The sequence below is a fragment of the Ruegeria sp. HKCCA5763 genome, from assembly GCF_013034545.1.
Classification (GTDB): Bacteria; Pseudomonadota; Alphaproteobacteria; order Rhodobacterales; family Rhodobacteraceae; genus Ruegeria.
In genome coordinates this window covers 1-10,820 of sequence record NZ_WQGF01000028.1, presented here as the reverse complement: position 1 = coordinate 10,820, position 10,820 = coordinate 1, and the positions used below count along the sequence as shown (strand labels likewise).

Below are 10,820 nucleotides of genomic sequence, written 5' to 3'. Positions count from 1 at the left end.
GCTCGTCAGGCTCATAACCTGAAGGTCAGAGGTTCAAATCCTCTCCCCGCAACCACTTGGGTCGAACAAGCCGCCTCAGGGCGGCTTTGTTCATTTTGGGCCAACCCAATCATTGCTGCCAGGGCACCCTCCAGTTCGATCTGAACGCCCTCGTTGGTGTGCTCGACCGTGACACGTTCGATAAGGCCCCGGATGATCTCCAAAGCCCCGGTGCGGATCGAAGGTTCCAATAGCGCTTGTGCAAGATCGGCGACCTTGGAGCGATAAAGTTCCGACAGGTTCGGGTGCAGTCGCACCGGCGAAGGCTTAGGTTCGAAGAGCTTTGCGTCAAGCTCGGCTATCTGCGCTTCGAGTTCTTCGAGCCGCGTTTGAAGCCCGGGGGTGCGAATGCCCTCAGCGATTGCGTCATAAAACCCATTCAGTTTGCGTGCAGCTTTGTCCCGTTCGGATTGTAGACGGGTCCGGGCTGCCTCCTCTGTACCAGCTTCTGCGTTGGCGGCTTCGTTGAAGGATTTGATAAAAGCGGCCACTGCGTCGGGCTGCATCAGACGCTGACGAAGCAAATCCAGAACGGCGTCTTCCAGGACATTGCGGCGAATGGATTGCCTGTGCGTGCAGGTGCCGAGTTTACGGGCGGCTGAACAGGCGAGGTAATCGCGCCCGACAGTGGCGAGTGGCCCACCGCAGTTGCTGCAGAATACTAGACCGGTCAGAAGGTGCTTTTTGCGACGCTTCTCCCAAAACTTGGTTTGCTTGATGGCTTTGACGCGGGGATCAGCCTCGATCTCGCCTTGCCGCTGCTTGACCGCCTCCCAAAGTTCATCCCCGACGATCCGCAGCTCAGGGACCTCCGCGATGATCCATTTGGACGGATCGTTGAGACGGGAAACACGTCTGCCGGTCTCCGGGTCCTTGATGTAGCGCAGCCGGTTCCAAACAAGGCGGCCGATGTAGAGCTCATTGTTGAGAAGGCCCGTCCCACGCACTCGGTGCCCCCGGATGGCGGTGTCACGCCATAACTTGCCACGGGGACCGGGAATACCTTCGGCGTTCAGGCGGCGCGCAATGGCTTTCGGGGAGTGCCCTTCGGTGAAGTCATTTAACACCCGCCGGACGATCTCAGCTTCTGCTGCGTTGATCACTCGTTCCCCCGTGACGGGTTGGCCGTCGGGCCCGAGACGCCGGACGACATCATAACCGTAGCTGTTACCACCGCCGGAACGGCCAAGCTCGACACGCCCGCGCAAACCACGCCGGGTTTTGTCGGCCAGGTCTTTGAGGAACAGTTGGTTCATGGTGCCTTTGAGACCTACGTGCAATTCGCTGATCTCGCCCTCAGCCAGCGTCACGATGCAAACCCCTGCAAAGCTTAGCCGTTTGAAGATCGCAGCGATGTCTGCCTGGTCCCGGCTCAACCGATCCAGCGCCTCTGCCAAGATCAGATCAACCCGTCCTTCCTGGGTTGCATTGAAGAGCGCTTGCAGCCCGGGACGCAACATGGACGCACCAGAGACCGCCCGATCCGAATAGGCGTCGACAACAGTCCAGCCTTCCCGCTCTGCACGTTCCCGGCACAAACGCATCTGGTCATCGATAGATGCGTCTCTCTGCATCTGGCTGGAGAAGCGGGCATAGATTGCAACTCGGGTCATCGTCTGGCCTTTCTCTTTAAGTCGATCAAAGCCGCGTAGTCGCGGCCCGCTTCAATGGTTTGGGCGTGGATGTAGTGGCGCTCAGCCGTTCCGAAGCTCGCATGAGCCAATATTGGTCGGATCAGCTTCGCGTGTTCCGGAGAGGAGCGCGCCAATGTCGTTGCGGCGGCATCCCGGAAGAAATGCGGTGGAATGCGGCGACCCGTCAGCTTCAGGGTCTGCTCCGCGATCCGGGGGCTCAGCGCATCTTGCTTTAATGGTGCGCCTGTCCTGCCGACCCACAAGACATCGTGTTGTTGTTGGCCACGCTCCATTAAAAAGGGACGGGCTTCGTTGACATAACGACGCAAGAGCGGCTCAACGCTCTGGGGAACATCAGCCTCCCATGGCTGCCCTGATTTGGTCAGATCCCCTGGGAGCGCGACGGTCATGGTGTCTGTTGTGACATGCAAGGATATGCCAATCCGAAGGCCGGCAAAGGCGCGTCGCCGCATCGGCATCAAAGCCAGCATGGCTATCATGGTGCCATCCCGCAGGCATATCATACGGCGCAGCGGTGTTGGCTCCGCTTCTGCATGACCCGTCGCTAGAGACATTCCCGCCTTGAATAGAACCTCGCTGGACAACACACGCCCAAGTTTGCGATCCCGATCACCCCGTCCTGCGGCGCGCTTCAATCCCGCTTTCAATCTCCGCTGAGCGGACCAGTCCTGTGTCGGGTCAGCCGCGGAGAGGATACGCAACACGCCGTCAATGAACATCAACCGGGTCATCGGCCGGGTGTGTGAGAGGTCCCTAAGCCAAGCGGAAAGGCGCGGCAGGGTCCCGCGTCGAGCCGGAGGCAGTGTGATCGCCTCCGCATCGCTGTTAATCAGCCATTGCAGCCATCGGGCATAGCGCAGTTCTAACGTCTTCAATGAGGTCGCGCGTAGATGTGACAGCGCGCCGCAATCGTCGAGTGGGCCACCTTCTATCTGAAGGTTGAGCCACATCTCCCGGTCTTGCACGGGCCAATCAGACAGAGGCAGAACAAGGCTCATCAGCGACGCCCTTTCTTAGCTTCTATCAGGTCAGCAAAGGCGCGTGTTGCCGAACGTGCCTCAAGACCGGAATACATGTTGATCGTGTGGCTGACCTCCGAATGTCCGAGCAACCGGCGCGCGACCTCATAGCCGCCGGGATTGGCGTCGAGCCAGTTCATCACCGCAAAATGCCGAAACAGGTGGGCATTCATCTCCAACCCCGTTTCCTTCCGAATCCGTTTGGAGACGCGCGCAGACAGAACGCCAGGATCAACCGAATGCTGACCATCCCTCCGGGGAAACAGCCAAGGCGTTCCCGCGGGGCAGAGTTCCGGACAGCGAGATTTGAGATGCACGTCGATCATGCGCAATACATCACGCGGGATCTCGAACTCGACAGGTCGCTCATTTTTGGTCTCGCCGTCTTCCAGAACCAGGTAGGCTCGGCCATCACCAGGACGGTGCAGGTGGCGTTCCAGGTGGATGCCAGCCAGGTTCTTCACGCGAACCGGGCAGACCAGCAAGATGGCGATGGCGAGTGCATCTTCGCGCGCCAGAGCCCAGCCATACGGTTTGGACATGCCGCGTGGTCGCGCGAAAATCCGTTCAGGCAGGAGCAGCAGGCGCTGTTGATGCCGATCCTCTTGCAACACCCGCAGCCGGCTTCGGTTCTTTTGGGTCATGCCATTCTGAGGTTTGACCGCCAGGCGCGTGGCAAGCCCGGCCAGTGCATCGCGAGCGTCATCGGGTGCATTAAGTATCCGGGCCAGGTTGCGGAGCAGCGCGGCGATCTCACTGATCATCTTTGTGGTCTGGTTGTTGGTGCGCGATAACATCTGGCGCAAACCCTGTTCAGCCATCACCGGATTGATCAGGACGTCCAATCCGCCAATCTCCGCGATCGGGATACCAGAGTGAACGAGTTCGGAGGCAAACCGAACCAACTGTCTTTGGTATTGGGACAGGGTCGCGGGTCGGAGTACCCTGTTCTGACCGTCATCTGCCAGCGGGTCCGGAGTTGCAAGACGGTGCATCAATTTTGCAAGCTCGCTTTGGAACGGCGTAGGAAATGCTGTCACGGGAAAGGTGATGACCTTCTGGCGCGTTTCCAGAGGCAGGATGGCCTTGGGCCATTCAGAAATACGTCGGACCGCCAGGTTCCAGCCGTTGACCGCAGCCCGATACGCGACATCCGGTGATTTGCTGATCTCGTTATGCGCAAGGGCTTCTCGATAGGCCGCGGCATGCTCTTTGCGCACAGTGGCGGGTTTGACGCCTTGCCGGTTCAGAAAATGCACGAAGCGGCAGAGTGCGGGTTGCAATGTCTTGTCGCCGGACGCCAATACATTCGCCCAGAGCGCTTGCCAATCGGGAGACAGATCATCGATCCGGTTGAAGCGCCGTTCCACCAGCCCGAAATGCGCGAGGGCGGCACGCGCATCACTCACCGCGTTTTGCCAACTCTTCGGTGTAAGACCGAGTGCTGCCGGTGTGACTTTGGACAGACGGGGCTGCAACCAGCGACTGTCGCAGGGCACATCCTCTGGCGGCAGCCCAAGGGCTTTGGCCACGCGGCGCAGACCGGAGATCATGTCGCGGCGGCGTCCGTCCGACAGAGAGCTGTCGGAGCGCAGTTGGTCGATGAGCTCGGCGAACATCGGTGTGTCGGCTTTGACGAAGGCCAATCTCAACGGAACGGGGCTCTGGCTAGTCATCGGGTTTACGTTCCTTTGGACATGTCGGGTCTCGGGCGGACGGGTGTGGACAGGGGGTCCGATTCGGGAAAAGCGTAGCACAGAAAGTCAGAAACTTACGGGCAAGCCCTCTTCCCGAAAATGTCATAACATATTGACATTAATGTACATTAATGATCTCGATTGCCTACCAGCACTGTGCCTGCCGGTAGACGGCATGAGCTGCCGGATCAATGCGGATGAGGCGTCCGCCGGGGCCAACTCGGATAACCTCAAGCAGGCCTGCGGCAATCGCACGGCGCACCGTCTTCTCGGAGCAATTGTCCAGTTCAGCGACGTCCTTCACCGTCAGTAGCTTGCGGGGTCGGTTCTTCTTGGCATTGATCTGTGGCATCCTGATGCGCCTCCTTTTGGTCAGAGGCGTCCCGGCCCAGTTCCTGTACTGCCTGGGCAGCCAGCAATCGGACCAACTGGTCAATCGCTGTCTCAACCTGCTTGTGCGCGTGGTCGTCAGAAGGGGATATGGCAGGAACGCGTGTCATGCCATGACCATGACAACGCGGGCTTGCTCATTCTAAGTGTATTGATTGCCCAATTCCGGCGGCGCCCAACGCTCTTGCTCTTCGCGCTCAAGCTTGTCGCGAAAACCGTCAATGTCCACGCGGATCGTCTCACCGCTCAGGATTTGCCCCGGCTCGGTGATCATCTTCACGACAGCCTGGATAAAGTTGACGAGCGGACCTTGCCGTTGTCCTCCGGGGCGACCGTCTGAGTATGTCGTATAGGTTAGGGGGCGACCGGCATCTTTCCAGATGTAACAGCAGCTCTCGACAATGTACTGACGGCGTTTGTCGCGCGAGAACCGCTTGTCCCGGGGCGACATCTCCGCAATCGCACCAGGTGTCCCATGGATGCGTCGAATGTCATCGATGACATCCTGAGTAAGTGTCGTTGCGGTCTCAAGCTTGTCGAGCACTTGGGGAAGAAGGCCTGCGTCTTCTGGCGTCGACGCGAAACAAGTCGAAAGCGAGCCCAATGCGTTCCGGAGCTCTTGGGGACCAATGGAACTCTGTTTGGCTTTCCGCAAAAGTTGCTTGAGGTACTTTTGACCTCGTTCAATCGCTTGCGAGCGTCGGACCTCAGTCAGGTTGATTGCGATGTCGTCGTCGTTATTGAGGCAGTTCCCAAGAAGCACAGAGAGTTTGCGTACGAGCTGAGTTGGCAGGCCAAACCGTTCGGCCAAGCTCTCGATCATGTCATCAGAGAGAGTACCGCGTTCGCCATAACTGCCGAGCTTCCATGACAGCGAGCATTTGATCCCATCCATGTGCGGGTAGACCGAATAGTCACCTTCATCATCTTCAACGTCGCCTTGATCGTTCAGGCCAGCGTCCAAGTCAGCGCTCATCTTATTCTCCGCTTTGTACACTCTGCATTCGAGCCACACGTCCAAAAGCCAATGTGCATCACAGCAACTCTGCTTGCCGAAAAATCGGGCTGGATGACACAAGGCGATCCATTCAAACGTTGCACACAAACAAAAGAACAGGAAGAGAACAATTTGGTACCAGGTTCTGACTTGAAGCGCTGACCCAAAACGCCCGCGCTTTTGATAGGCTACAGCGCTTCGAGACAGCTGCGGCTTTTTAAGTTGGCGGACGAGCGAAACACAAGGAACAAAAAAACAGATCAATACACTTAGTCAGCAAGAACGAAAAATCGGACGTTCCGGGCCGGGACGGGTCTCCTCGTCTCCGTTGCGCCCGGTTTATGCTTGCTGCTTTCCCTCGCAAACGATCAAAAAAAGCGGTGACCACGGTACGTTCACGACCGGCCTCCAATAGTGAACTATGGTTCGGGGACTACCCCATCCCGCACCGACGCGGCTCCTTCTGGCCCGGTGCAGAAACGCGACTACGGAACCCACCGGCCGACGGGCGTCTTCAGACACTCGTCGGACCGGGGACCGCCGAGACCGTGCGCGGTCAAAGCGGGGCAGGTGAGAAGCCTGCGGGGAAGCGGCTGGCCTCCGACAAAAGGCATCGCGCGGATACGAACCTGAAAACGAAGGGCCTTCTCCCGCATGACGGGGGGAAGGAGCGGGGGCCGGATATTGTCTGGACAGTTGGAGGTCTCCGAACTGAAAGACTTTGCTGCCCGCTACACTTTGAGGGATGCTTGTGCCCTGCAACCTTTGTGAAATTTCCATTTGGTCGCGATATCTGTGTGACTCGTTTTTTCCAACACCATTTGAACTTTTGCACTTCGCTCGTTTGGTTGAGAAAATCGGCCATTTCGCTCTGTGTCAGTGAACTTTTGACCGTCTGGCTGCTGAGCCCTCTGACAAGGAGTGAGGCGAAGAAAATTTATTTGACATGCAGACATTATGTTTCATGCTTCAATTAGTCTTTTCTTCGGATTGGGAGTGCGAATGATGAAGTGGATGATGATAGCAGTCGGATTATTGACCTCTTTCGCCACAAACTCTGTAGCCCAAACCGCTGATACCGTCTTATTGAATGGCAACATCTACACTATGGATGCATCACGGCCTGAGGCTGAAGCAGTTGCTATTATGGGAACGCAAATCTTCTACGTTGGTTCCGATGATGGAGTCCAATCCCTGATTGGAGAAGAAACAACGGTCATCGATCTTCAAGGACAAACGGTTCTGCCGGGCTTTGTCAGCGGCCACGAACACCTTGTCGCATCCGGGTGGACGCAATTGGGTGTCCAATTGGGCTCTGGTCAATCCAAAGAGGATTATCTCAAGTTAATTAAAGAGTATGCGGACGCCAATCCCGACGAGGAGTTTATCCGTGGCATTGGATGGAACGCGACTCTGATGGGCGGTGAGTTCACGGCTGCCGATTTGGATGCAATCGTTCCTGACAGACCCGTGTTCCTGCAAGATTACACCATTCATGACGCATGGCTGAACACCAAAGCTATGGAAATGGGAGGCGTGAACAAAGACACCCCCGACCCAGTTCCGGGTTTGATCTATTTTGTAAGAGATGGCGAGGGTAACCCAACGGGCTACGCGAAAGAATTTGCGTGGATGGGGGCCTATGTGGAATCTGGTGCATGGCAGCCGGATACGATGATCCCAGAGAGCCAAACAGAGCTTTATGATTTGGCCGCGAAATTTGGCTACACCACTTACATTAACCAAGGCCTAGTGACACCGAACATCAAGTCTCAGGCTAAACACAAAGATGACACTAAAAAGGCATTGGAAATCCTGCAAGCACAAGCTGACGAAGGCACACTCAAGCTTCGTACGTTGATGATGACCCTTGTCAAAGGTGACGATTTCAATGCCGACGATGCGGTGGCCAATACTTTGGAACTGAAGTCTTCATTCGACAACGATGAAGTTCGCGTGCTTGGAATTAAGATACACCCGGAAGGGGTTCACACAAGCCATGCATCGGTCATGCTCGAGCCTTGGCTGGACCTGCCTGAAAAAAAGGCGGTGCGAGGTGTATCAGCAGCCCTCACCGATGAAATTGTCCTCAAAGCAAACGCAGCCGGGCTTGACGTCTCTGTGCATGTTGATGGCTCAAAAACCGTTCGCGAAACTGTTGACTCATATGTCAACGCTCAGAAAGCTGGATACACCGAAGCCCGCAATTCGCTTCAACACTTAGCTTTTGCGCATCCAGATGAAATTGAACGCATCATACAGCACAATATCCTGTCCAATATCACCCCGATTTGGGGCACGACTTGGAGCGGTGGGCTTGACGGTGCCATGGAAATCATGGGCCTTGAAAGGACGGTTTCCGAATTTCAACGCATCCGCACTTTGATGGACGCGGGCGCACCCGTCAGTATAGGCGCAGACGTTCCCAGCACCGATCCTAGCCTCATGGGTGTATTAACACTATGTGAAGCAGCCGTTACACGGCGCGATCCGTCTAATCCGGACGATGATCGTATCTTCCCACCGGTATATCAGGCCCTCACGCTCGACCAATGTATATACGCCGCAACGCTTGGTGGTGCGTATGAAGCGAGGATGGAGGACAAGATCGGAAGCTTGGAGTTTGGCAAGTATGCTGACCTGGTTATTCTAGAAGACGACCTTTTCTCGGTGCTTCCTTCTGACATCGCGGATGTGAAGATTGTCGCCACGATGAAGGGCGGAGTATTCACATATGAAGATGGTCTTTGAAACGCGGCAATAAACGTACCTTCGCAAATTGGGCCAGTGCGATGAACTAGGCTGCAATGCTACTAAAATAGGAAACTTTAGAGCTCTGAAATGACAAGCAATCTGATCGCTCTGATAGTTTTTGTATGTGCGTTCGCAGATGTGAATGCTGCTCAGGCAGAGGTTGCCCAAGGTTCGCCAGAACCTGCTGTCCAAACCTCTCCTTCAGGGGCGAAGCGTTTTGACATGTCTCGGCGCGCGCATGACTTTTCTGACACTTCAAACTCCACTGCGCTGGATAGATCTATTCAGAAACAAGTAGCGGATAGCTGGCTTGACTTGAAGCCAACACTGAAGTCTCTGGAAGCCCCATTTGAAACCCTGCCGGATCCGTTGTTGAACGCAATGAGAACGCAAATTCGTTGGCGAACGTCCGGAACCGCTACGCGCTCTGATCCTGATTTTGTCAAAGAATACAATGCAGCCACAGGTGTTCTCGCGGCGAATGAAATCGACGTTGAAAAGCTGATGCTCGAGCGCCGAAAGATCATTGCGCATAACAACTCAATCGGGCGTGGTCCAAACTTAGAAAAGCTGGGTACGGCGATCAAGCTGCCTGGGTACATAGTGCCGCTTACACTCAGTGGACGAGTTGTCACTGAGTTCCTATTTGTCCCGGTCGCTGGATCTTGCGTTCACACACCTTCGCAGCCGCCGAACCAGATCATTCATGTTGATTACCCCAGCGGCGTTGAATTTAAGTCGATTTTCGAAGCATTTTGGATCGAAGGCGAACTGTTAGCTGAAAGCAGAATTAGCGATGTTGTATTCTACGACGGCCAGGCAAACGTGGAGTCCACTTACAAACTAAACGCGAATTTAGTTGAAGTGTTTATGCCCTGATTTTTAGCCCCCCATCGGTTCATAACTTTCAGTCGTCTGTACGCGTAGACACTAATATCGGTGGACCGTCGCACACAGCCCAAGCCGTAAATGTTGAATAGAATGCGGCCTGACCCCTAATCTGGCTGGCTTTAGCGACTGCGGTCCCCTCGAAGATTTCATCAAGGGGGTTCTCAATTTCCGATAGCAGACCTTGATTTAACTTTGTCCAACGTTTGCTCTGCAGGTATCTCAGCCTAAATCGCAGCGCGAAATTGACACGCAAAAAAGCACTGTTTTATGCGATACGTGTCAAGGATTGGTAGGGGCGATAACATACAGAGCTTTCAATGCTTCGCTGGGCTCTATCCCCGGCAAGGCAATACGGAAAATCTCCTCCATTGTACCTTGAGCATACATCTCTGACAAAATTCGATCTACAAGCAATCGAAAATCATAATCTCCTTTCGGTATCGCTAATCCTTGCTTTTCTATCGTCAATATTTCTTGGGATAACTTGAATTTGCCCTTTAGCCCGGCAGCAATGTAGTTGACTAATAAAATCGACTGATCTGCAAAATACGCATCGATTTCGCCGTCTCGCAGCGCCTTGATGCCGTCTGGGTGTGAGGCGAACCGTACCATATTTGCATCGATACTTGCCGCCTCAAAGGAATTGAGAACGGATGCCTCTGTTGTTGTGTTGCTTCTCATGCCAACCCTCTTACCCGCTAGCGCACTCATGGTGCCCTCGGCCTCGATTGGCAGTAATATGGACGTGCCGTCGACATAAATTGGAATCGAAAAATCAACAACTTCGCGACGGGAAAGTGTTATGGTTGCAGCCCCACAAAGCACATCGACTTCTCCTGAGGCAATTTTGTCGAAACGATCCTTGGCGTCGACCGGAATGAACTGGACGTTTAATTCCTTTAATTCAAGCTTCTTCGCAAGACTCTGCGCGACCCGATCGCAGATTAACGGTGACAATCCAAACGGCCGACCTTGATCGTTGAGGTAAGATAGTGGCGCAGCGTCTGTTCGAAAACCAAATCGGATTTCGTTGTTTTTTGTTATCCTTTCGATTGTCTGAGCAACCGCTCCGGTTGTGAAAAGAGCCGTTGCAATAAGTACAGATAGCAAGCGCATGGGTTTTCCTTCTTTGTCCGGTTTCCATTCCATTGGAGGTACGAATTATCCTATGTCGAGATCAAAACACATTGAGACGCAAAGTAGGCTGATAGTTGATAGCAAGAGTCGCTTGGCGAGGAAAGAAAACCACATCCTTGCACCATGGGTAGCTAACTCAGTTAGATAAAAGCAAAGCCTATTAGGCCGGGCTTATGTGCAAATGTCTAGGCTCAGGACTCATAGCCAAAAGATAACGAGTGCGGCGAGCGCGATTGCAGAG

8 protein-coding genes are annotated in these 10,820 nt (G+C 54.7%); 2 read left to right on the top strand and 6 right to left on the bottom strand.

The genetic code is table 11. The features are described from left to right. Positions 1-11: 11 nt before the first annotated feature. The 5 genes from GOV89_RS22485 to GOV89_RS22465 all read right to left on the bottom strand — a co-directional run bounded on the left by GOV89_RS22485 (position 12) and on the right by GOV89_RS22465 (position 5,776). Positions 12-1,652 carry a recombinase family protein gene (locus tag GOV89_RS22485; protein ID WP_171239137.1) on the bottom strand — a complete coding sequence of 547 codons (1,641 nt, stop codon included), beginning with the start codon at positions 1,650-1,652 and terminating at the stop codon, positions 12-14. Then, the gene (locus tag GOV89_RS22480; RefSeq protein ID WP_171178879.1) at positions 1,649-2,692 is read right to left on the bottom strand and encodes a tyrosine-type recombinase/integrase; all 1,044 of its coding nucleotides are present in this window, start codon (positions 2,690-2,692) and stop codon (positions 1,649-1,651) included. Before GOV89_RS22480 ends, GOV89_RS22485 begins: the two co-directional genes overlap by 4 nt. Then, positions 2,692-4,389: a site-specific integrase gene (locus GOV89_RS22475; RefSeq protein ID WP_171178880.1), complete on the bottom strand. Its 1,698-nt coding sequence runs from the start codon at positions 4,387-4,389 to the stop codon at positions 2,692-2,694. Before GOV89_RS22475 ends, GOV89_RS22480 begins: the two co-directional genes overlap by 1 nt. 166 nt (positions 4,390-4,555) lie before the next feature. Then, a complete protein-coding gene (locus GOV89_RS22470; RefSeq protein WP_171178882.1) occupies positions 4,556-4,762 on the bottom strand; it encodes a helix-turn-helix domain-containing protein in 207 nt (68 codons plus the stop codon). Between the two features lie 180 nt (positions 4,763-4,942). After that, the gene (locus tag GOV89_RS22465; protein WP_171178884.1) at positions 4,943-5,776 is read right to left on the bottom strand and encodes a hypothetical protein; all 834 of its coding nucleotides are present in this window, start codon (positions 5,774-5,776) and stop codon (positions 4,943-4,945) included. Between the two features lie 1,023 nt (positions 5,777-6,799). Here GOV89_RS22465 and GOV89_RS22460 point away from each other — a divergent pair. Together GOV89_RS22460 and GOV89_RS22455 are read left to right on the top strand one after the other, a co-directional pair. After that, on the top strand, positions 6,800-8,548 hold the full coding sequence (locus tag GOV89_RS22460; RefSeq protein ID WP_171239136.1) for an amidohydrolase: 1,749 nt from the start codon (positions 6,800-6,802) through the stop codon (positions 8,546-8,548). Positions 8,549-8,638: 90 nt separating this feature from the next. Next, positions 8,639-9,430 carry a DUF3299 domain-containing protein gene (locus tag GOV89_RS22455; RefSeq protein ID WP_171239135.1) on the top strand — a complete coding sequence of 264 codons (792 nt, stop codon included), beginning with the start codon at positions 8,639-8,641 and terminating at the stop codon, positions 9,428-9,430. Between the two features lie 291 nt (positions 9,431-9,721). On the opposite strand, the gene GOV89_RS22450 is transcribed toward GOV89_RS22455, so the two are convergent. Continuing rightward, complete coding sequence (locus GOV89_RS22450) at positions 9,722-10,591, bottom strand: amino acid ABC transporter substrate-binding protein (RefSeq protein ID WP_171239134.1); 870 nt, start codon at positions 10,589-10,591, stop codon at positions 9,722-9,724. Positions 10,592-10,820 lie beyond the last annotated feature (229 nt).